Source organism: Streptomyces antioxidans (genome assembly GCF_000968685.2).
GTDB classification, from domain to species: Bacteria; Actinomycetota; Actinomycetes; order Streptomycetales; family Streptomycetaceae; genus Streptomyces; species Streptomyces antioxidans.
In genome coordinates, this window is record NZ_LAKD02000013.1 from 14,832 (window position 1) to 35,293 (window position 20,462).

Consider the following 20,462-nt stretch of genomic DNA (forward strand, 5'->3'; position numbering starts at 1 on the left):
CGTCCACTCGGGCGCTACCTGCTGCCGTGTGAGCCACGCGCGGACGGCCTCGCTGTACTGCGCGTGGGACTGCTGCAGTGTGGGGTGACACCTGACCTGGCTTGCTGAGAGGCGGCCTGGAAGGATGTTGCAGTGCCCAAGCCGTATCCGAAGGAGTTCCGCGAGGACGTCATGCGGGTCGCGCGCAACCGCGGGCCCGGCGTCACGCTGGAACAGATCGCCGCCGACTTCGGCGTCCACCCGATCACGCTGTCGAAGTGGCTGCGCCGTGCCGAAACCGACGAGGGCGCCAGGCCCGCACCGGCGTCGGGTGAGTCGGCCGAACTGCGCGAGGCACGCAGACGGATCCGGTTGCTGGAGCAGGAGAACGAGGTGTTGCGAAGGGCTGCGGCGTATCTGTCGCAGGCGAACCTGCCGGCAAAATGATGTACCCGCTCGTCCGCGAGCTGGCCGCCGCCGCTGCCCCTTGCCGGGTGCCGGTGGCGGTGACGTGCCGGGTGCTCGGGCTGGCCCGCCAACCCTACTACTGGTGGCTGGCCCGGCCGGTCACCGATACCGAACTCGCCGAGGCATACCGGGCCAGCGCCCTGTTCGACGCTCACCGTGACGATCCCGAGTTCGGCCACCGCTTCCTCCTCGACGAGGCCCATGCCGCCGGTGAGCCGATGGCCGGGCGGACCGCCTGGCGGATCTGCCGAGACAACGGCTGGTGGAGCGCGTTCGGCAAACGCAGAGGCCGGGGCAAGAACGCCAAGGCCGGCCCGCCGGTCCACGATGACCGGGTCCGGCGCGGCTTCACCGCCGACGGGCCGAACCGGCTGTGGCTGACGGACATCACCGAGCACGTGACCGGCGAGGGCAAGTTGTACCTGTGCGCGGTCAAGGACGTGTACTCCGGCCGCATGGTGGGCTATTCCATCGACGCCCGGATGAAGTCCGGCCTCGCGGTGAGAGCCCTTGAATCCGCGGTAGCCCGTCGCGGCCAGGTCGCCGGATGCATCGTTCATTCCGATCGCGGGTCGCAGGGCGGATTCAATCGGTCGTCGCAACACCTTGATTTCGGAGGTGTTCAAGATCGCTACGGAGGACTGGAGCAGGAAGACCGGCGATGCGCCCGAGGGACTTCGGCGGCAGTGGCGTGCTGATCGGGCGCTGAGGCCGGCGATGCGCTCGCCTGGCCGGCCTGATCCGTCGCGGGTGGTGCAGCGGCAATTTTGGCGGCTGATCGCCACGGGCGTCACGACGGCTGAGGCATCGCTGGCGGTCGGAGTGTCGTGGCCGGTCGGTTCTCGGTGGTTCCGTCACGCTGGCGGCATGCCGCCGATCTCTCTGGCCGAGCCCACCGGCCGCTACCTGAGCTTCGAGGAGCGCGAGGAGATCGCGATTCTGCGCGCCCAGGACAAGGGCGTGCGAGAGATCGCCCACGCGATCGGACGTGACCCGGGGACGATCTCGCGCGAGTTGCGTCGCAACGCCGCCACCCGCAGCGGGAAACAGGAATACCGGGCCGCGGTCGCTCAGTGGAAGGCGCAGCAGGCCGCGAAGCGCCCGAAGGCAGCCAAGCTCGCAGGCAACGACGAGTTGCGTGAATACGTACAGGAACGGCTCGCCGGCAGTGTCCGTCGTCCCGACGGCACGATCGCCACCGGGCCCAAGACGCCCGCGTGGAAGGGGCTGAACAAGCCGCACCGGCAGGACAGAAGATGGGCGACGGCATGGAGCCCGGAGCAGATCTCGCGTCGGCTTCATGTCGACTTCCCCGATGATGAGTCCATGCGCATCAGCCACGAAGCGATCTACCAGGCGCTGTTCATCGAGGGCCGTGGGGCGCTCAAGCGGGAGCTGGTCACGTGTCTGCGTACCGGCCGGGCGCTGCGGACTCCCCGTGCGCGGTCGCAGAACAAGCCGCAAGGGCATGTCACCGCGGACGTCGTCCTCAGCGAACGCCCCGCCGAGGCTGGGGACCGCGCGGTCCCCGGACACTGGGAAGGCGACTTGATCATCGGGACGGGCCGCTCCGCGATCGGCACGCTTGTCGAGCGCAGCAGCCGCTCCACGCTCCTGGTGCACCTGCCTCGGCTCGAAGGCTAGGGTGAGAACCCGCCGGTGAAAAACGGCACCTCGCTCGGGGGCTATGGCGCGATCGCGATGAACGCGGCGCTCACCACATCAATGACGCAGCTGCCCGAGCAGCTACGCAAGACCCTCACCTGGGACCGAGGGAAGGAACTCTCCGGCCATGTCCAGTTCGCTCTCGATACCGGGACGAAGGTGTTCTTCGCCGATCCGCACTCGCCCTGGCAACGACCGACGAATGAGAACACCAACGGGCTGCTGCGTCAGTACTTCCCGAAGGGGACCGACCTGTCCCGATGGCCCGCCGAGGACCTCGAAGCGGTCGCCACGGCGATCAACAACCGGCCCCGCAAGGTCCTCGGTTGGCAGACTCCGGCCGAGGTCTTCGAGGAACAGTTACGCTCGCTACAACAGCCCAGTGTTGCAACGACTGGTTGAACTCGCCCAGTTCCGCTCACGGAAGTTCGTCGCAGTCCTCGCACGTCACAGCATGATCGGGTCGATGGGCAGAGTCGGCGCCGCAGGCGACAACGCAGCCATGGAGAGCTTCTTCGCGCTGCTGCAGAAGAACGTCCTCGACCGCCGCACCTGGGGCACCCGCCAGGAACTGCGGATCGCGATCGTGACCTGGATCGAGCGCACCTGCCACCGCCGTCGGCGCCAGAGACGCCTGGCCCGATTGACCCCTGTCGAGTACGAGACCATCATGACCCCACCAGCAGCTCTGGCTGCGTAAACCCCGCTGTCACCCGATCCTGCAGCAGTCCCCGTCGGTCATCTGCCGGTGCGTGGTGTTGCTGCCGTGGCGCCATTCCGAGACGACGTACAGCCGGTATCGTCGTCGCCGAGGCCAAGCACGAGGGCGGCGAACGGGTTGGTTGTGCCGTAGCCCGCAGCGGCCCAGTGCCAGCGCATCGGGGGCAGGGCGTCGACGACGTGCCGCTGCTCGTCCCAGACGCCATACACGGCGCCCTCGGCGACGAGCCAAGCCCCATCGATCATGCGCCGGCGCCACAATCCGACGTACTCGGTGGACAGGTCGGCGATGTACTCGCGGGTCAAGCTGAGGTTGCCGGCGAGGCGGAAGTGCCACGCGCGCAGGTTCAGCTCGGGCGCGCGGTCCAGATACCCGACCTTCAGCCAATGGCGGGGCGAGTCAGGGTTCGTCGTGGCGAACAGGCGGGCGCCGGGCGCGCTCAGTCGCGCGAGTAGCTGCGTCCAGAACGATTCCGGTACGAGGGTGGCCTCGTCGACGTACGCGAGCTGCGCAGTCAGGCCGCGTAGGCGCTCCTCGGCTCGGACGTCCGATGCGCCGATCAGGTGCACCGTGCGGCCGAGGATGGTTGCCGTTGTGGCGCCGCGGGTGTGGTGGATGTGCCGGGCGAGGGGGCCGAACAGCCGCGGGTCGGTGAGCGGCTCGAACACGTTCCGCTCGATGGTCTGCAAGCTGCGGCCACAGATCAGGATGAGTCCCGACGGTCCGGCTTGGGCGACCGCGATTACGAACGCCAGCAGGCTTGCGACGGTCCTTCCCGAACGGACGCTGCCGTGTCACAGGTTGATACGTGCCGTCGCGTGGCCGACGCTGCGCAACTGCTTGCGGGACAGGGGGGGCGACGCCAGCGGGCAGGGACACGGCACGGCTCACCCCCCGTCGTCGGCGAACGCATCGGCGAGGACTTTCCCGAGGGTGCCCAGCATCGAACGGACCTGGTTCGCGTCCTCTCCGCCTTCGGCCGGGGCGAGTTTCAGGCTCTTGGCGATGGCGATGGACGTAGCGGCGAGGATCTGTCGTTGATCGGCGAACGTCGGCCGGTCGAGGTCCTGCTCGCTCTACACGTTGTCTTTGCCGCCGAACGCCCCGATGGTGCAGGGCGCGAACAATTGCCGGTGCAGCTGCTTGGCCGACTCGTGCAGGGCCTCGGCGAGCTGCTGCCGGCGGTCGGCGAGGTCGACGCGGCGGGCCTCGGTGGCGGCGACCACTTCGGGCCCGCGCTCGAATGACAGGTCGAGTTCTGCGGCAATCTTGGACACCGGTCGAGCCGCTCCGACCGATGATGCGGGCAATCTCGTTTCGGCTCTTGTTCTCGGCGTGCAGCCGGCGGACCTGGTCGCAGTCGGCGTCGGTGATCGGCTTGCGCACGGCTTCACCTCCGGGGGATACCAAGATTGTCTCGTTACCAAATCGAAGCCGTTTGGCTCCGATGGAATCTCGCCGCAGGGGCCTGCGGTGTGGGGAATGTGACCTGGGCTGCATCCGCACTTTCGAAAGCGCAAGGGGGGTAGCGACCAGCCCTGGGGGGTCTGTTCGCTGGTCGCGGGTTTGTGTTTTTCCGGTTGCGCCGTTGAAATGTCTTTCATTCGAAGGGCGCCCAATGACAGGGTTGGGCCCGAAAATCCTGCTTATCTAGAATTGGGGTAGAGCTATGCCCAAGGGTTGGTTTGTACTTCGATGCAACGCATCGACCGTGCGTCCGCTGGTGAAGGAGTGGCCCGCTCTGGGGGTCCTCGTGGTTGTCGTGGTGCTTGCTTGTGTCGCGCCCCGCCTCGGCTCGCCGGTGCTCTCCGTGCTCGTGGCTGGCTTGACGATCCTGGCGCCGTACTGGTTGGCGCACCCCCGTGCGCCCTACGTGAGGGCCTGACGTGACGAAGCCCCACCGCAGGGCGTGCGATGGGGCATTGGGCGCGGCTGGTCAGCCAGCCGGGCCCAAGGTCTTGCGCAACGCATCGTTGAGCTGCTTGCCCTGCTCGTCCGTGAGGGGGTGCGCGTCACTGCCGAACCTCTGCGCTGCCGCATGGCCGACGCCCTGTGCCCCCCCGTTGAGGCTTGAGCACTGGTTACGGCCCGCGTCGACAACGTCGTCGGGGTCGGCAATCAGTATCGGGTCAACTGGCCTTGATCGCGGCGAGGTAGTCGGCAAGAGCGGCCCCCGTCGGCTTCGGCGGGATGCCCGCGGCGGCTTCCGCGGCCGAAGGGGCGGCGGCCTTCGGCGTGCTATTGCCGGCGCTCGGCTTGCTGGTCGCATCGGAGTCGTCTGAACCTGTGGGTGCCGAATATACATCCGCCCTGGTCAGGTGCCGGGTGTTTCTGAGGGGCTGGTAGCGGTCTCATAAGTTTCGAAACCTGGGTAGTTGTGCTATTCGGTGGGTCGCGATGCACCGCGTCGAAGCTCCTCCATGGGCCATTTGACCACTTCCGTGTACGGCGTCGTACAGAGCTTGACGGCGCGGCAGATTCGCGAGATTCTTAAAGTAGAGCATAAAGGGAGAATTGCCGCGCGGCTGGGGGTCAAGGGGTCGCAGGTTCAAATCCTGTCGTCCCGACCAGCATCATCGCAGGTCGGAGGCCGTTTCCGCGGGTAGCGGAGGCGGCCTTAACCATGTCCGGACAGGGAGCGAGTGGGAGCCCTCGTGCTCCCAACTCGCAGACGTGTCAACGGTGCCCGATTCGTCCGTCACTCGATCAGGTACACCTATCGCGCCGTACCGAGCCCCTGTGCGCCGCCGTCAACCGTAGGCCCCCGCGGTCACCCCATCGATTCGGATGCTCTGTGCATCAAGAGGCATAAGGGCCCTTGTCGACTCCCGACCCCCTTTCGGGGTGGGAGCATGGAGTCGCGCTCCCCGTGCGACAGGGGAACGGGGGACTGCCAGTGATCTCTCCGGGGCAGTTTTTGCAGGTCGGCGGGCACGCGGGTGTTCTGGTCGCTGTAGGCGGCCTACGTCAAGGCGAGGTAAAGCCCCTTGGCGTTTGCCGGCAGATGGGGCACTCCCAGGGCGTGAGCGCTGTATCCGGCTCTGGAGTGCCGTAGGGAGACGGTTCGGAGGGATCGAGCCCCACGAAAAAGTGTGCCAAGCAAGCGAAAATGATGTCACCGATGGGTGCGCCTTTGGCATCGCGGTCGGGCGCCGCACGGGCGTGGTGTCGTCGTGTGGAAGACATCTCATGTTGATGCTCGTGGCATCGACGGCCGAGGAGCCGGACAATTTGGGTGCGTATCTGATCTGTGTGGGATGGACCGACCGCCACTGGCGGTGCTTAATCGCAGGCGGTTTGGACCTGGCGCAGGAAGTGCGGCCAGTGTCCTTTGGGGGTGTCGCTGTGTTGCGCGCTGTGGAGGCTGAGTTGGAGGGTTTTCCTGAGCGGGTGGGGGGAGTGCATGATCGCCTCGTTGCGCTGGGCGAGCCCGTGGAGTTCTCCGGCGGTGGGGAGCCGGTCGCTCTTGGCGCTGTTGCAGGCTTGATGTGCGGGAGCGAGGTTCCAGATGGCGTTCAAGTCCGGTCCGTGCCAGCCGGAGACGTCACCGAAGCGCCGCATCAGGGAGTAGGGAAAGACGTGGTCGACGACGGTGCTGTCGCCGGGCGCGATGGGCTGAGCGCAGATGAGGCAGCGGCCGTGCTGGAACCCGATCACGGCGTCAGCGACTCCGGTGACCGAGCGGCGGCGGCGCTTGTCCGTGAGCTGCAGTGTCGCCCAGTCCACCGAGAATCCCTCGTCGATGAGACTGCGGCCGATGCCCGCGGCGAAGGAGCTTTCGACGACGTCCCACCGTGCACCCAGCTCGGCACGCAACCCGGTGGATTGCTCACCCTTGGCGATGGAGCGCAGCTCGGGAGTCAGGCGTACGATCCGCTGGTGAGAGTTGCCGATCAGGTCGTAGAACCGGTGCGCCGTGCGGGTGTTGCCGCGCAGGTTGTGGAACTTCTGCATCACCATCCCCGGCATGGAGCGCACCGCGGCGTGCCGGAGCCGGTCGGTGGGGTGGCCGAGCGCGGCGGACTCCTTGGCCTCACGCTCAGCCACGGCCAGGAAGTCCGACCCCCGGACCTGAAGCCCTGACGGTGCCTGCGGGGCTTCAGCGAGGTGTGCCACCAGTCCCATGGCATATGGAATGGCGAGTTCCTCCAGCGTCACCTCGGTCCTGTCCTGCGCGGCGTACTCCAGCAGCGCGGCTCCGAAGGCGAACTTGTAGGTGCGGGAGTTGGCGCCCATCAAAACGGTCAGCCGCCAGGACGTACGGGTTCGGCTCGCTTCGGTAGAAGTCCACGGTCATCGGCTCACCCCTGCTCTTGTAGGCGGTTCCGCGCGGAAGACCAGCGTGCTCCAGTTCACGTCCTCCCGGCTGAGACGATCAGATCCCTGCCTGCGATGTACCGCGGACAGCCCGAACCGCTCTGCCAACGCCACCGTCTCGGCCCCGGAGACCGCGAACATACGGCGTCCCGTGGGAACCGGACCGTGCCGCAGTGAGAGGGCCACACATCCTCTCGGCGCCACCAGGTCAGCCAGCCGTTGCATGGCTTCGACGCGTTCCTGTTCGTCCAGGTGCATCCACACTGCGGAGAGCAACGTGAAGTCGAAGGGCCGTAGCGCTTCAGAACGGCTTCACCGGTCGTGAGCTGGGGTTTCGTTGGGTGGTCAGCTCGCTCGGTGGTATTCGTTGATGAGGCCTGTGACAGCCTGTCTGCGTGCGATCTGAGTTGTCGGTAGCGGTATGACGTTCGGGTCGTCGAGGGGTGCGAGCTGGTTTCGGCCTTGGTGGGGCCGATGGCTGTTGAAGTGACGGGCGTAGTCGTGAAGGAGTTGCTCCGCGTGGCCTCTGCCAAAGATCAGTACTCGGTTGGTGCACTCCTCGCGGACGGAGCGTACGAACCGCTCGGCCTGCGGATTGCAGTTGGGGCTCCGGGGCGGGATCTTGGCCACGTTTATGTCCTCGCTGGCGAAGACGGCGTCGAAAGCCGCCGTGAACTTCCGGTCCCGGTCGCGGATGAGGTGGGTGAAGTTCGTGATGCGGTCGCCGAGCTGCCAGAGCAGCTGTCGGGCTTGCTGGGTGGTCCAAGCGCCGGTGGGGTGGGCGGTGACACCGAGGATGTGGACGGTGCGAGTGCGCACCTCCATGGCGAACAGGGCGTACAGCCGCTGCAGTCCGATGGTGTCGATGTGAAAGAAGTCCGTGGCCAGGAGGCCGTTTGCCTGTGCCCTGAGGAATTCCGTCCACTCTCTGCGCGCCTTCTGCCGGCGTTGCCCTGAGTTGAGGCTGGCGGCGCGCAGGATACGGCGGACGGTGGCTGTGCTGATGATGTGGCCGAGGCGGCGTAGCTCGCCGTGTACGCGGCGGAAGCCCCACCGTGGGTTCTCGATGCCAAGCCGGATGACCAGGTCGCGGACTTCTTCGGATATCGGTGGGCGGCCTGGGGGAGGTGGCCGGGTCCACTTCTTCTTCAGCAGGCGCTGATGCCAGGCGAGCAGAGTGCGTGGCGAGACGAGCCGGTTGCCGCGGAGGGCGCGGGGCAGGAGCCGGGCGAGTGCGGCAAGCAGCGCCCGGTCCGGCCAGTTGGGCTTTGGGGTGGGCACCTGTCGGCGCAGCACGGTGACCTCGTGACGCAGGATGAGTATTTCGGCGTTCTTGGCCGCGGTAGATCGGCAGAGCAGAGCGAGCCACGCGAAGATTCGTGTGGCGAGTAGGTAGGTCAGCTGTACGAGCACAATGACTGATCATGCCCGACCGCGGGGTAAATGCCCAGGTAAGCAGCGGTGAAGCTGTTTTGAAGCGCTACGGGCCTGGTGAAACCACGCCCCGCATCGGACGTGAGCGACGCCTCGGCAATGGGGTGCACGTTCCTCATGATGGCACCCGCAGCGTCCTGGGCAGTGAAGTCAGTGGTCCGCTGTGCCTGCCTCCGTGACCCACTTTATGGGCTGGCCTGTTATGGCGGCGATCATGTCGTAGTCCTGGTCGTAGTGCAGCACGGTCACCGCATGTCGTTCGGCTGCTGCGGCGATCAGCAGGTCGGGCATGGACAGTGCGCGGTGGTTGCCTTTGGTGATGGCCTGTCGCTGGATGTCTTTGGCCCGGTCCCACACTTCGTCGGGCATCGGCAGGTAGTCGAAGCCGGACAGGAACCAGTGCAGGCGCTTCGCGTCGTTGTCGTTGCGTGCGGAGTACATCACCTCCATCTCGACCGGTCCGCACACAGCCAGTACGCCATCCTCGTGGAGTGGGTCGAGGACCTCGGCCACCTTCGGCTTGCGCCATCGTTGGAGGGCGGAGTTGTCGATCAGGAAGCGCTCACTCACGCCACGTTCCTGCTGTCGGTCTCCGTCCGGCTGTCGTAGGTCAGGTCCAGGTCACCGGACTTGATCGCGTCGATGCCCTCCTGTCGCAGCCGACGCTTGACAGCTTCCTCCATGGCCATGCGCACAGCCTTGGCCTTCGTCTTCACGCCGTACAGGCGCATGGCGTGTTCCACCATCTCATCGTCGAGATCGATCATGGTGCGCGACATCGAAAACTCCTTTCGTCGGGGACGGCGACCTTCAAAATGATAGCAGCATGAGGCGTTGAAGTGGTGTCGTTTGAGGGTCGATGGTCGTGCCGGTGTCGCTGCGGCCTTGCGTGGACGCAAAGCCGCATAGCGGGCTTCGTTCGATGATCAAGCCTGTGGCCTGGTCGTATGAATGGCCGGCACTCACGGTGTTCGTTGGATGCGCCGCACCCCCGTGCATCGTCCAGGGGTTCGGTTTCCTCGACTCCTGCTCCGGGAGCGCGTGGGACGACTCCCGCGAGGCGCTGAGGATGTTGGGCGGGTGTGATTCCAGGCTGGTGATGTCGGAAGAGGGGCGATCGGATTCGGGGCGACTGTAAGTTCCCCGGGGGCGTTGTGTGGAGTGAAGGTGTGCGGTTCATGACGGCATCCGGGTCGGCGGATGGTCATGGTGTTGGAGTGAAGCGTTGCGGCGGCAGGAGGGACGTGTTCAGGGGTCGGGCGTTGGAGCGGTGTTCTCTTGCTCTGTACGGCGGTGTACGGCTTCCAGGCGGTCTGCTACAGACCGATACCGATCGTTGCGGAGAGTTGCCGCGCGGCTGGGGGTCAAGGGGTCGCAGGTTCAAATCCTGTCGTCCCGACGGTGCAGAGGGTCTTTGCAGGTCAACACCTGTGAGGGCCCTCTTTTCGCGCTCCCGTTTCCGGCGTCGAGGTCGAGCGCGCCGCTCACCGACACCTTGACTCGGAGGGTTTCCTCTCCATGCCGCTTCTGGACCTGGACAAGATCACCGCAGGATTCCCCAAGACGTGGGAGGGCTTTCTGCGGGACTGGGACCGCTCCCTGCGGGCGGGCAACTACCCGGAGACCACCCGCTACAACTACCTCCTCGCCGCCGCCTAGCTCGCCCGCTACCTGAACGACAACGCCACACCCGACCTTGAGACGGGGGACGCGGCCGAGGACCCCACCGAGGTCACCCGCGCCCACGTCGAGGCGTTCCAGGGCTGGATGATCGAGACCCGGTCGGCGTCGACCGCGCTGAACAAGTACAAGGGACTGCAGCAGTTCTTCAAGTGGCTGATGCTGGACGAGGAAGAGATCGACCGCTCCCCGATGGAACGCGTCCGCCAGCCCAAGACGGTGAAGAAGCTGATCCCGGTCATCCGGGACGACGACACCAAGAAGGTGCTGGCCACCTGCAAGGGGGCCGGGGGCGGGAAGCGCCAGTACGGCGCCATCCCGCCCCCGGCCTGTGCGCGGCCGTCGGACCCTCGACCGGCGGCGGACCGGGCCCCTCAGCTCCGGTCGTACCCGTGGAACCCCCGGCCGGTCTTGCCGCCCAGCAGTCCCGCCTCCACCATCCGCTGGAGCAGCGGGGAGAGGCGTACCCGGACTCCGCCATGCGATCGCCGAAATGCCCGACGGCCAGCGGTACTTGTGGACCGCCCGTGCCGTCACCCGCCACCGCGGCGGCTGGGGCGAACCCGGCAAGACCTATGCCATCGGCCTCGGCTGCGAGATCCGCCACGCCCACCGGCTGGTCTACTCAGGCGACCTGGATCTCGCCAGCGCCTCGGCCGCCACCCCGATCGGCATGGGTTGCCGTGTGTGCGAACGTCTCGACTGCTCCCAAAGGGCCGCGCCACCACTGGGGCATCCGCTCAAGTGACCGCGGCCAGATTTCGGGAAGCGCGACGCACCGGCTCCCGCCAGGACGGATGAGGTGTCCGGCAAGCACAACGCCGCGCGCCACCAGGGCACCCTACGGGAGAGGTACAGACCGGCCCGGTCGTCTTCGTGGCCACCGCGCAGCAGGTGGGGGCAGTGCGCCGCCCGGAGCGGCTACGCCACACCCGGCGCGTCGGTCGGGGTCGAACGGAGAGTGAGCGGCATGAGCTCAGACACCTGCTTTCGAAGCATTGCCAGCGCCTCCTGCTCCTGCCCCGACAGATACCCCAGCAGAGCTTGTTGAAAGACCCCGTCGAGCATCCCGTAGACCGTGAGTGGGGGCAGAGCCGTCTCGGCGCCAGCCAGGTCGGCGTAACGGGTGACGACCCGCCAGGTCATCTCCTCGAGGGAGCGGTCGATCTGGTGGGCCGCTTCCCGCAGGTACTCCTCGAACATGCTCTGGGCCCGCAGGTCGTACCAGAGCCGGTGCATCGGGGCCTCGTCGACGATCGTCTCGCACAACTTGTTGGCGAACGCGACCACCAGGCCAGCGGCCGTCGTCGAGTCGGCGACCACGCCGTCGTAGCGGGTCACGCAGACCGCCTTGTACTGCTTGACGCAGTAGACGATGAGCTCGACCTTGTTTTGGAAGTAGTAGTGGACGACCCCGTGGCTGAACGGGGAGTTGTTGGCGATCTCCCGCAGCGACGACTTGGCATAGCCGAGTTCGCCGAGGGTGCGCAGCGCGGAGTCCACGAGTGCGCGACGGCGTGCGTCGTGCTTGTCGATCGGGTTGGCTCGCGCCACACAACCTCCCTCCTCGGCCAACGTTCAGGTGGTAACCCTACCCGATCGCCCTGACAGCCGGTCACAAAAATCTTGACAAGTGGATGACGAGTTCTTGACAGTCGTCCAAAGAATCGCTCACGGTGTTGCCCTCACCACCTCCGATCAAGGAGCCGCAAGTGACCCAGATCGACCTGACCGGACGCACCGCGCTCGTCACCGGAGGCGCGCAGGGACTCGGCGAGGGAATAGCCCGCGCGCTGGCCGACGCAGGGGCGCAGGTCATCGTCGCGGACATCCAGGACGACCTCGGCGCCAAGCTCGCCGAGACGCTCGGCGAGCCTCACCGTTTCGTTCACCTCGACGTCACCAGTGACGAGTCGTGGTCAGCTGCGGTCGCCTCCAGCATCGAGCAGTTCGGCGGCCTGGACGTGGTCGTCAACAACGCCGGGCTCGAGGTCACGCAGCTCCTGGTGGATACCGAGCCCGACGACGTACGTCGCATGCTCGAGGTCAACCTGCTGGGCACCATGCTCGGGATCAAGCACGCCTTCCGGGCGATGCGACCGGATGGCGCGGCTGGCCAGGGCGGAACGGTCATCAACTTGGCCTCGGTCGCCGCGACTATCGCCTTCCCCGCTATCGCTGGCTACTCGGCCACCAAGTCGGGCATCGATCGACTCACCCGCGTCGCGGCAATGGAGTCGGGCAAGCTGGGCTACGGCGTCCGGGTCAACTGCGTCTACCCCGGCCTCATTGCCACGGCGATGGGCCAGAAGCTCGCCGCCGAGACCGCCCAGCTCGGCCTGTTCGAGAGCCCGGAGGCAGCCGTCAGCGCCGTGGTGGATCTGACACCGTCGGGCCGCCTCGGCGAGATCGCCGACATCGCGGACGCCGTGGCTTTCCTGGCCTCCGACGCCTCCCGCTTCGTCAACGGCGCCGGCCTGCCGATCGACGGCGGCATGGGCATGTGAGCCCGACTCCCCTGGCCAAAGAGAGGAAGACATGACCACCAAGCCCGTCGTCGTCTACGGCGCCTCCGGCTACACCGGCCGGCTGATCTGCGAGTACCTGCGCGAGTACGCGATCCCCTTCGTCGCCGCCGGCCGCAACAGCGACAGGCTGAAGACGTCCATGGAAGCCAACGTGCCCGGCATCGAGACCGCCGACTACGAGATCGCCGAAGTCACCCATGACGTGGAGTCGCTAGTCGAGCTCTTCCAGGGTGCATCGGTCGTGTGCAACACCGTCGGACCGTTCAGCACCTACGGACCCGAGGTCGTCGAGGCGTGCCTCGCCGCCGGCGCCCACTACGTCGACACCACCGGTGAGCAGGACTGGCTGATCACCTGCGAAGAGACGTACGGCGCAGACTTCGCTTCGGCGGGTCTGCTGCTCTCCCCGGGCATCGCGCACATGTACACCAACGGTGAAATCGCTGCGGAGCTGTGCCTGGAGAAGCCCGGACTGGACAGCCTGGACATCGCGGTCTTCTGGGGTGGCTCGCCAACGATCGCCTCGACCTTGACCATCCTCGTCAACGCGGCGACCTCGAAGGCGCACCACCTGCAGCAGAACGCCTACGTCGAGTTCGACCCGACCGAGGGCCTGGTGCCGCTGGTCGTCCCCGGGCAGCACGAGCTGGCCCAAGCTCTCCCGTGGGGCGGGACGTCACACCCGGTCTGGTACAAGAACGACCCGCGGGTGGCGAACTGCAAGGCCCAGGGCGGCGTCTTCAACGCGGCACTGATGCACGGCGTGCCCCACATCGTCGCACGGGCCCTCGACGCGACGAAGGATCTGGACCACGAAGCTCGCCACGAGGCGCTCATCACTGCCGCGGCACAGGTGATGAGCCAAATGCCGCCCCGTGAGAACCCGCGCCTGAACAAGTCACTGGACTCGGTCCATGCCTCCGGGCCCCTAGGGCGGGCGCACTGCGTCATCCACGGCAACCAGAACTACAAGCAGACCGGCCTGCTTCAAGCCTTCGCCGCCCACTCGCTGCTGCAGCAACCGCCCAGGAAGGTCGGCTTCGCCTCCGCCTGCAAGGCGTTCGGCCACCGTGAGCTGCTCGGCCAACTGCGGGCGTTCGGCCTGGTGGCGGAGCCGGTCCTGACGTATCAAGGCGCCTGATGCGACTGATCGACTACCTGGACAAGGGGGCTTCGCTCGACGCCGAAGCCCCCTGCCTGATCTGTGACGGCGAGGTGAAGACCTACGCCGACGTGCAGGAACTCAGCGGTCGAGTCGCCGCGGCACTGGTCGCAGACGGCGTCCAACCGGGGGACAAAGTCGCGATCCTGTCAACGAATGACCCAACGTCGTTCACCTGCGTCTTCGGAATCAGCCGTGCCGGAGCCGTCTGGTGCCCGATCAATCCGCGCAACGAGGCGAGGGAGAACCGCGAACTCCTCGAACTCTTCGAGTGCTCGGTCCTGATCTTCCAGGCCTCGTTCGCCTCCCTGGTGGAGGCGATCCGCAGCGCCCTGCCCCGGCTGCGGACCCTGGTCTGCCTCGACGATGACCTGGAGTGGGCCGCCCGTTGGGAGGACTTCCTCGCCAGGGGAACCGAGCCGGTCGACCGCCGCTGCCCGGACGACCTCACCATGATCGTCGGTACCGGGGGCACGACCGGACGTCCCAAGGGCGTGATGCTCCCCGGACCGAGCATCGAGACGATGACGGCGATCACGCTGATGAGCTACCCGTGGCCGCGCGACGGCGCGCGGCCGACCTACCTGGCGCTGGCCCCGCTCACCCATGCCGCCGGAGTGCTGTGCTTTCCGGTGCTGTGCCACGGCGGCTCGATCGTCATCATGCGCACCCCCGACATCGCTGGCTTCCTCGACCATGTCGAGCACAACCGGATCACTCACACGTTCCTGCCGCCGACGCTCATCTACATGCTCCTCGACCACCCAACGCTGGACGAGCGGAACCTGTCGTCCTTGCAATGCTTTTGGTACGGCGCCGCGCCTATGTCGGCCTCCCGATTGGAGGAGGCGCTCAACCGGATCGGGCCAGTGATGGCCCAACTCTTCGGGCAGACCGAGGCGCCGATGATGATCTCCACGATGGCCCCGCGCGACCACTACGACTCGGACGGGGCCATCGCCCGCGCACGGCTCGCCTCAGCGGGAAGACCCTCACCGCTGGTGACGGTCGCCATCATGGCCGACGACGGTCGACTGCTCGAGCGCGGCGAACGCGGGGAGATCGTCCTCCGCAGCTCGCTGGTCATGCGCGGCTACTTCAACGACGGGGCGGCCACAGCGGAGGCGTCGGCGCACGGCTGGCACCACACCGGTGACATCGGCTACCTCGACGACGACGGCTTCTTGTTCATCGTCGACCGGGCGAAAGACATGGTCATCACCGGCGGATTCAACGTCTACTCCGCCGAGGTGGAGCAGGCGCTGATGGCCCACCCCGCTGTGGCGGACTGCGCCGTGATCGGCCTGCCCGACGACAAGTGGGGTGAACGCCTCACCGCCGTCCTCCAGATACGTCACGGCAGCACGCTGGACCCGGAGGAGCTGAAGTCGTTCGTCAAAGCGCGCATCGGTAGCGTGAAGACACCAAAACAGATCGAGATCTGGGAAGACCTACCGCGCTCGAAGATCGGCAAGGTGCTCAAGACCGAGATCAAAAAGGAGTTCCTGGACCTCGACGCACTGACTGGACATCATGGCCCCGCTCGAGCCCACCCTGGACCGGGGCCGCGCTTCATCGGGCCGTAAGGGGGAGCTCGCGGCCGCAGATGCAGGACGCGGTGACGGACCAGCGCATCGGTGGGAGGACTATGGGATCAGCGTCGCCATGGTCGACACTGTCCTGGTGTCCTTAGGGGCCATCTCATTTGGTAAGAAATGCAACGGCATCGCAATGAGGTGCTGCTGCGCGTCACCGTACGCGACCGGCGGCGCCGGTTCGATCCGAGCGTCCTTGCCCGTCAGTCTGTCTGCCTGTCCTGCGGCGGACTCGTCGCGGACCGGTGCGCGTTCCAGTCGGCGAGGCCGCCCTCGCCCAGGACTCCGGGGCCGGCCGTGAAAGACCCGCTCCGGCGCTGCAGCTCGCGCCGGGAGATGTGGGCGACGAGGGCGGGGAAGACCGGGCGCAGCGGCTGGCACCAGCGCAGCCAGGGCGGCGCGTAAACGCGGGGAGCGCGGTGGACGATGCCAGTGGTGAGCAGGTCGGCCACCCGCGCCGGAGTCTGGACCCGGCGGGCGAACCGGGGCTGGTGAGCGCGCAGGGCCCGCAGTACCGGGTTGTCGTCGAAGCCGCGGATCATGTCGGTGCCGGTCCAGTGCAGGTAGGCGACGCCGACGGCGATGCCATCGGGTATGAGCTCGCAGCGCAGTGCCTGGGCGAAGGACTCCGCGCCCGACTTGGAGGCGCAGTACGCGCTCATCATGGGCGCGGAGCCGAACGAGGCGGTGGAGGCGACCTGGAGGAAGTAGCCACGGGTGCTGGCGAGCTGGGGCAGGAAGGCTCTGACGGTGTTGGCCGCGCCGGTCAGGTTCACGTCGATGACCCGCTGCCACAGGTCGGCCTCGATCTCGCGGAAGGGCCCGCTGACCGCGATGCCCGCGTTGGCCACGACCACGTCGGCGGGGCCGAGCCGCGCCTCGACCTCGCGTGCGGCGGCGTCCAGGGTGGCCGGGTCGGTGACGTCCGCCTCGAAGCACAGAGTGGGCGTCAGCAGCCCGGCCGCCGCCTCCCGCAGCCTTTCCTCCTCCCGGCCGAGCAGCGCCACCCGCGCGCCGGCCGCGGACAGCGCGGCGGCGAGGGCCGCGCCGACGCCGCGAGCGGCTCCGGTGACGACGGCCACGCGTCCGCGCAGCGGTGAGACCCTGGTGCGCGGGCTCGAGGGGTGGGAGATGCCGTGGTGGCCGAGTCCTCGTCCGCTTGCCTTCATGGTCCTCTCTCCTGCCGGCTGGTCTCCCCCTGCGGTTCTTCCGGCCCCCTCGTCTGCGAAGGAGCGGGTACGGCCCCGCGGGACAGTTCGGTCCCGCGGGGCCGTTCAGTCCGACCGTCCGCGGACGGCGGACGTCCGCCCCGATGCGGCCAGGGCTCGCAGGAGCGCGCCACGCCCGCGGTGCGGCACCGTCCACACTGTCTGCCCCCGCACCCCCCACCGCTCCAGCAGGGCGTTGGCCGCGAGGAAGCCGCTCGTGGCCGCCCGTTCCATGAGTGCCACGGGTAAGCCGGTACGGACCACGTCGCCGGCCACGACCAGTCGGGGGTGCGGGGTGCGGACGGTGGGGCGGTCGCCGTAGCCGCCCACCGGGAATAGGGGGCAGTCGTCGTGCCACTCGTGGCGGGCGTCAACGACCGTGGCCGTGCTGGTCTCCGGGTAGACGCGGTGCAGTTGGTCGAGGAGACGCTTGCGTTCGACGTCCCGGATGGCGTCGGGCGGTACGGCGTAGGCGTGCAGTTCGACGACGGAGCCACCGGTGCGTGCGTTCCAGCGAGCCGCCTCGTCCTCGTAGCGTTCCAGCACGCTGATGTTGTCGAGGGTGCCGAAGCCGCTGGTGCCGAGGAAGGCGGGCCGGTCGGGTGCGACGGGCCGGTCCAGCCACAGGCGGCTGACCAGGAAGGGCGGGGCAGTGCGGAGCCGTCCGATCCGCTCGCGCCAGGGCGCGTCGCCCAGTTGTCCGCAGCGTGCGACCACCGAGCGCAGCCCAGCGGTGTCCAGAGCGAGGACGACCCCGTCGTGGTGGCGCTCGTCCCGGTCGGACGTGACCACGAGACCGCCGTCAGGGGCGGGCGCGATGTGCTCGACGGCCGTGCCGGTGCACACGTCGGCGTGGTGCCGGGTCAGATAGTCGGCGAGCGGCTCCCACAGGGCGGTTGGGAAGGGGGCGCGGGGCACGTCGAACAGCAGCCCCTCGGCGGAGCCGAGGAAGTAGATGTGGAACATCAGCGCCATCTCGGCCGCCGACAGCTCCCGCGGGTCGGCGAAAAAGCTGCGGGAGAACACCTCGAAGGCCAGGTGACGGGCGCTTTCGGGGAAGCGCACGGCGTCCAGGAAGTCGTGGGCGCTGGTGCCGTCCAAACGTTCGTACACCTTCGGCACGCGCACGTCGAGCAGTGGCAGGGCCGCCCTGGGGTTCATGGCCCGCAGGTCCGCGAGCCGGAAGGAGGGACTGAGTGCCACGAAGCCGAGCGCGCTGAACGGCGGGGTGCGCGGGACGTGCCGGAAACTGTCGCGCACACCGCCGGCGTTGAGCAGCGGGTAGTCCGGGACGCCGGTGAGCCGCTCCAGGCTGGGGTCGGTCCTACGCAGCAGCCCGCGCAGGTTGTAGTACTGGCGGAAGAACGCGTGGAAGCCGCGGCCCATGGTCACCCTGGTGCCGTCCCGCAGTTCCGTGGGCCATCCGCCGACCCGCCCGCCGAGGTAGGCGCGCTTCTCGTACAGGGTGACGGCCACCGCGCGCTCGGCGAGCGCGGTGGCGGCGGCCAGGCCGGCGATGCCCGCGCCGACCACCGCCACCGACGGCGGGGTCCCCGGTACCCGGGGGGTGCCGGGCCGGGCCGGCAGAGTCCGGGCCCGCCGGTCGCGTCCGCGGCGCGCGGCGCCCTGGCGTGGGGTCCTCATGTGTCCCCTCTCCGGTCGTGGGCCCGGCGGGCGACGAAGGTGTGGGCGATGCCCGTCTGCCAGCCCGGCAGCGGCAGGGCGCGGACCCGGTCGAAGCCTGCCGTGCCGAGGCGCCGCGCGAACCGCGCGGCAGTGTCGAACTCCAGCACACTGCGCCACAGGTGCCGGTACAGCGGGCCGTCCCCCAGCATGGTCGCGACGGGCTGTACGACGCCCCGGCACACCAGCGTCCACACCGCGCGGTCCGCGCACCGTCCGCGGAGGGCGTACTCGTGTACGCCGAGTCGGCCGCCCGGCCGCAGCAGCCCGCGCACGTCGGCGAGGACGGCGTCGGGGTCGGTGACGTTGCGGAAGAGGTAGGCCGCGAATACCGCGTCGAAGGGGCCGTGCACCCCGGCCTCGGCCAGCCGCTCGGCGGGGGCGTGCACGAAGGTCACCCCGTCCGCCCACGGCTTGGCCGCGGCCCGCCGGAGCATGCCGACCGAGGCGTCCACGGCCGTGATGTCGGCGGCGGGCAGGACGCGCCGCAGTGCGGCGGTGGAGGCGCCGGTGCCGCAGCCGAGGTCGAGCAGGCGCAGCCCCTGCCCATGTCCGGGCTGGCCCAGCCGGCGCACCGAGCGGCGCAGGTGGGCGTGGTAGCCGGGGTTGGCGGCCACGAGCGTGTCGTAGCTGCGAGAGGCGTGGTCGAAGGCGGTGGCGAGACGCTCGTCGCGCAGTAGTGTCATGCGGTCTCCGTCGGGGGGAGGAACGGGGCGGGCGGGTCCGGCGTGGGAGGCGGCGGAGCGGCGGGGCGGGCAAGCTGATGCGGCGACGCGGGCAGGTCGAAGGGGCGGCGTGGCAGGCGTGGCAGTTCCATGGCGGAGCGCAGCATCGGCCCGGCGGGCGTGCGCAGGCCGATGGACACGTCCTCGTGCAGACAGGTGCCTCCGTCGAGGAAGCGCAGCAACCGTGCCATGGGCACTCGGGCGAACAGGCGGCTGAACAGTTCCGGGCCGTCGGCCCGGCCGGTGTCCAGGGCGCGCAGCAGGACGGCGTCCATGGCACGGGAGCGCATCGAGTGGGCGGCGGGCGGCACCGGGCGGTGTCCGCGGCGCAGGGCGTCGGCGACGGCCCGGGTCTGGCGCTGTAGTCCGGCGAAGGTGTAGCCGGTGGCGGGGCGGGTCGCTCCGCCGGCGGCGCCGATGTGGAAGACCGAGCCGCCGGTCTGCCGGGGGAGCGGCGCGTCCGTCATCGGGATGACGCCGGTCTCGGTGGCCAGGACCTGTCGTTCGCCGAGCCGCAGCACTTCGTCGGCGTAGTGCCGTACGGCGGCCTCGTAACGGTCCGGTGTGAGGGTGTGCGCGGAGAACTCGGTGTACTCCACGAGCGCCTCATACGGCCCCAGCGGCAGGACGTACCCGAAGGACAGGCCGTGGGCGGGCTGGGGGGTACGGAAGTCCATCAACTCCACGGCGGCCGGGGCGAAGGCGGGTCGGGCGGTGCGCACGAACCAGCCGTGGAAGTGCTGCAACAGGGTGGTGCGAGCGGCCGGCAGGCTGCCCAGGGGGCGGGAGTCCAACACCCAGCGGGCGCTCAGCACGCGCGCCTGGCTGTCGGTGTCCCGCAGGTGGACGCGAGCGCCACCGGGAACGTCCTCCACCGTTTCGACGGTCGCTTCCAGGCGCCGGACGTTGGGGCTGCGGGCCAGGTCCCGGTAGACCAGGCGCTCGAAGTCGGCGGAGCGGATCATCCGGTAGCGCAGCGGGGCGATGTCCCCCTCGACCGGGGCGCCGGTGCGCGGGCGTACCCTCAGTCGCCGCCACTCGGCCCGCACCGCCGCGTCGAACCGACCGGGCCCCGCCGCCCAGTAGCACCAGGTCCGCGGCGGCGGCCGTAGCGGACCTGGCGGCGCGTCCACCAGCACCACGGACGGTGTCCGCAGGCCGGGGACGCGTCCGGCGAGCCGATGGGCCAACGACAGCCCGGCGGCGCCCGCCCCCACAACGACCACGTCCGTCTCCGGCACGGCACTTCCCTCCCTCGGTCTGCTTCCGACGCGCGGCGGCGGGCCCCACTGCGGTG

Annotated in this window: 16 protein-coding genes and 5 pseudogenes; 10 read left to right on the forward strand and 11 right to left on the reverse strand. The window is 68.4% G+C overall.

Going from position 1 to position 20,462, the window contains the following annotated elements; genetic code table 11:
• Positions 1–132 precede the first annotated feature (132 nt).
• From VT50_RS41285 to VT50_RS07220, 4 genes and pseudogenes are all read left to right on the forward strand, one after another.
• Complete coding sequence (locus VT50_RS41285; protein WP_046085604.1) at positions 133–426, forward strand: transposase; 294 nt, start codon at positions 133–135, stop codon at positions 424–426.
• 260 nt (positions 427–686) lie between these two features.
• Positions 687–1,085 (forward strand): annotated as a pseudogene (locus tag VT50_RS41550) (transposase); the annotation flags it as partial.
• A 79-nt stretch (positions 1,086–1,164) separates the two neighbouring features.
• Positions 1,165–2,514: pseudogene (locus VT50_RS07215) on the forward strand (IS30 family transposase).
• Between the two features lie 4 nt (positions 2,515–2,518).
• Positions 2,519–2,812, forward strand: a pseudogene (locus tag VT50_RS07220) (IS3 family transposase); the annotation flags it as partial.
• A gap of 38 nt (positions 2,813–2,850) precedes the next feature.
• On the opposite strand, the gene VT50_RS07225 reads toward VT50_RS07220, so the two are convergent.
• Entirely contained in the window at positions 2,851–3,591 is a 741-nt protein-coding gene (locus VT50_RS07225; RefSeq protein WP_338058312.1) for a terminase large subunit domain-containing protein, read from the reverse strand.
• Between the two features lie 60 nt (positions 3,592–3,651).
• Between VT50_RS07225 and VT50_RS39530 the strand changes: the two genes are divergently transcribed.
• Positions 3,652–4,080 carry a hypothetical protein gene (locus tag VT50_RS39530; RefSeq protein WP_167396585.1) on the forward strand — a complete coding sequence of 143 codons (429 nt, stop codon included), beginning with the start codon at positions 3,652–3,654 and terminating at the stop codon, positions 4,078–4,080.
• Positions 4,081–6,115: 2,035 nt separating this feature from the next.
• Here the strand turns inward: VT50_RS39530 and VT50_RS07235 are convergent.
• The 4 genes from VT50_RS07235 to VT50_RS07255 form a co-directional block, all read right to left on the reverse strand.
• Positions 6,116–7,069 carry an HNH endonuclease gene (locus tag VT50_RS07235; protein ID WP_107424743.1) on the reverse strand — a complete coding sequence of 318 codons (954 nt, stop codon included), beginning with the start codon at positions 7,067–7,069 and terminating at the stop codon, positions 6,116–6,118.
• Between the two features lie 426 nt (positions 7,070–7,495).
• A complete protein-coding gene (locus tag VT50_RS07245) occupies positions 7,496–8,563 on the reverse strand; it encodes an integrase core domain-containing protein (RefSeq protein WP_046085605.1) in 1,068 nt (355 codons plus the stop codon).
• Positions 8,564–8,734: 171 nt separating this feature from the next.
• A complete protein-coding gene (locus tag VT50_RS07250; RefSeq protein WP_046085606.1) occupies positions 8,735–9,154 on the reverse strand; it encodes a PIN domain nuclease in 420 nt (139 codons plus the stop codon).
• A complete protein-coding gene (locus VT50_RS07255; protein ID WP_046085607.1) occupies positions 9,151–9,363 on the reverse strand; it encodes a type II toxin-antitoxin system VapB family antitoxin in 213 nt (70 codons plus the stop codon). Before VT50_RS07255 ends, VT50_RS07250 begins: the two co-directional genes overlap by 4 nt.
• Before the next feature lie 739 nt (positions 9,364–10,102).
• Here VT50_RS07255 and VT50_RS39930 point away from each other — a divergent pair.
• Positions 10,103–10,243 carry a hypothetical protein gene (locus VT50_RS39930; protein WP_206269360.1) on the forward strand — a complete coding sequence of 47 codons (141 nt, stop codon included), beginning with the start codon at positions 10,103–10,105 and terminating at the stop codon, positions 10,241–10,243.
• 395 nt (positions 10,244–10,638) lie between these two features.
• Here VT50_RS39930 and VT50_RS40290 read toward each other — a convergent pair.
• Positions 10,639–10,722, reverse strand: a pseudogene (locus tag VT50_RS40290) (hypothetical protein); the annotation flags it as partial.
• Between the two features lie 8 nt (positions 10,723–10,730).
• On the opposite strand from VT50_RS40290, the pseudogene VT50_RS07270 reads away from it, so the two are divergent.
• Positions 10,731–11,012: pseudogene (locus VT50_RS07270) on the forward strand (short-chain fatty acyl-CoA regulator family protein); the annotation flags it as partial.
• Positions 11,013–11,185: 173 nt separating this feature from the next.
• Here the strand turns inward: VT50_RS07270 and VT50_RS07275 are convergent.
• On the reverse strand, positions 11,186–11,818 hold the full coding sequence (locus VT50_RS07275; RefSeq protein WP_046085609.1) for a TetR/AcrR family transcriptional regulator: 633 nt from the start codon (positions 11,816–11,818) through the stop codon (positions 11,186–11,188).
• 158 nt (positions 11,819–11,976) lie between these two features.
• Between VT50_RS07275 and VT50_RS07280 the strand changes: the two genes are divergently transcribed.
• Genes VT50_RS07280 through VT50_RS07290 form a run of 3 tightly spaced genes read left to right on the forward strand, consistent with a single transcriptional unit; the run spans position 11,977 to position 15,540 of the window.
• Positions 11,977–12,771 (forward strand): SDR family NAD(P)-dependent oxidoreductase, encoded by a 795-nt coding sequence (locus tag VT50_RS07280; RefSeq protein ID WP_046085610.1) that lies wholly within the window; start codon positions 11,977–11,979, stop codon positions 12,769–12,771.
• A 31-nt stretch (positions 12,772–12,802) separates the two neighbouring features.
• On the forward strand, positions 12,803–13,933 hold the full coding sequence (locus tag VT50_RS07285; protein WP_046085611.1) for a DUF5938 domain-containing protein: 1,131 nt from the start codon (positions 12,803–12,805) through the stop codon (positions 13,931–13,933).
• Positions 13,933–15,540 carry an AMP-binding protein gene (locus VT50_RS07290; RefSeq protein ID WP_078840658.1) on the forward strand — a complete coding sequence of 536 codons (1,608 nt, stop codon included), beginning with the start codon at positions 13,933–13,935 and terminating at the stop codon, positions 15,538–15,540. Before VT50_RS07285 ends, VT50_RS07290 begins: the two co-directional genes overlap by 1 nt.
• A gap of 212 nt (positions 15,541–15,752) precedes the next feature.
• Here VT50_RS07290 and VT50_RS07295 read toward each other — a convergent pair whose 3' ends face one another.
• The 4 genes from VT50_RS07295 to VT50_RS07310 form a co-directional block, all read right to left on the reverse strand.
• Positions 15,753–16,718 carry an SDR family oxidoreductase gene (locus VT50_RS07295; RefSeq protein ID WP_078840659.1) on the reverse strand — a complete coding sequence of 322 codons (966 nt, stop codon included), beginning with the start codon at positions 16,716–16,718 and terminating at the stop codon, positions 15,753–15,755.
• A gap of 105 nt (positions 16,719–16,823) precedes the next feature.
• Positions 16,824–18,401, reverse strand: a complete 1,578-nt coding sequence (locus VT50_RS07300) for an FAD-dependent oxidoreductase (protein WP_206269361.1) — start codon at positions 18,399–18,401, stop codon at positions 16,824–16,826.
• Complete coding sequence (locus tag VT50_RS07305) at positions 18,398–19,126, reverse strand: class I SAM-dependent methyltransferase (protein ID WP_046085612.1); 729 nt, start codon at positions 19,124–19,126, stop codon at positions 18,398–18,400. The genes VT50_RS07300 and VT50_RS07305 overlap by 4 nt, the downstream gene beginning before the upstream one ends.
• Positions 19,123–20,406: a lycopene cyclase family protein gene (locus VT50_RS07310; RefSeq protein WP_078840660.1), complete on the reverse strand. Its 1,284-nt coding sequence runs from the start codon at positions 20,404–20,406 to the stop codon at positions 19,123–19,125. The genes VT50_RS07305 and VT50_RS07310 overlap by 4 nt, the downstream gene beginning before the upstream one ends.
• Between the last annotated feature and the right edge of the window lie 56 nt (positions 20,407–20,462).

Excerpts from the sequence above, each read along its gene's own strand:
- VT50_RS07300 (WP_206269361.1), bottom strand. The coding sequence starts at position 18,401 with ATGAGGACCCCACGCCAGGGCGCCGCGCGCCGCGGACGCGACCGGCGG.
- VT50_RS07255 (WP_046085607.1), bottom strand. The coding sequence starts at position 9,363 with ATGTCGCGCACCATGATCGATCTCGACGATGAGATGGTGGAACACGCC.
- VT50_RS07235 (WP_107424743.1), bottom strand. The coding sequence starts at position 7,069 with ATGGGCGCCAACTCCCGCACCTACAAGTTCGCCTTCGGAGCCGCGCTG.
- VT50_RS07285 (WP_046085611.1), top strand. The coding sequence starts at position 12,803 with ATGACCACCAAGCCCGTCGTCGTCTACGGCGCCTCCGGCTACACCGGC.
- VT50_RS39930 (WP_206269360.1), top strand. The coding sequence starts at position 10,103 with ATGCCGCTTCTGGACCTGGACAAGATCACCGCAGGATTCCCCAAGACG.
- VT50_RS07305 (WP_046085612.1), bottom strand. The coding sequence starts at position 19,126 with ATGACACTACTGCGCGACGAGCGTCTCGCCACCGCCTTCGACCACGCC.
- VT50_RS07295 (WP_078840659.1), bottom strand. The coding sequence starts at position 16,718 with ATGAAGGCAAGCGGACGAGGACTCGGCCACCACGGCATCTCCCACCCC.
- VT50_RS07290 (WP_078840658.1), top strand. The coding sequence starts at position 13,933 with ATGCGACTGATCGACTACCTGGACAAGGGGGCTTCGCTCGACGCCGAA.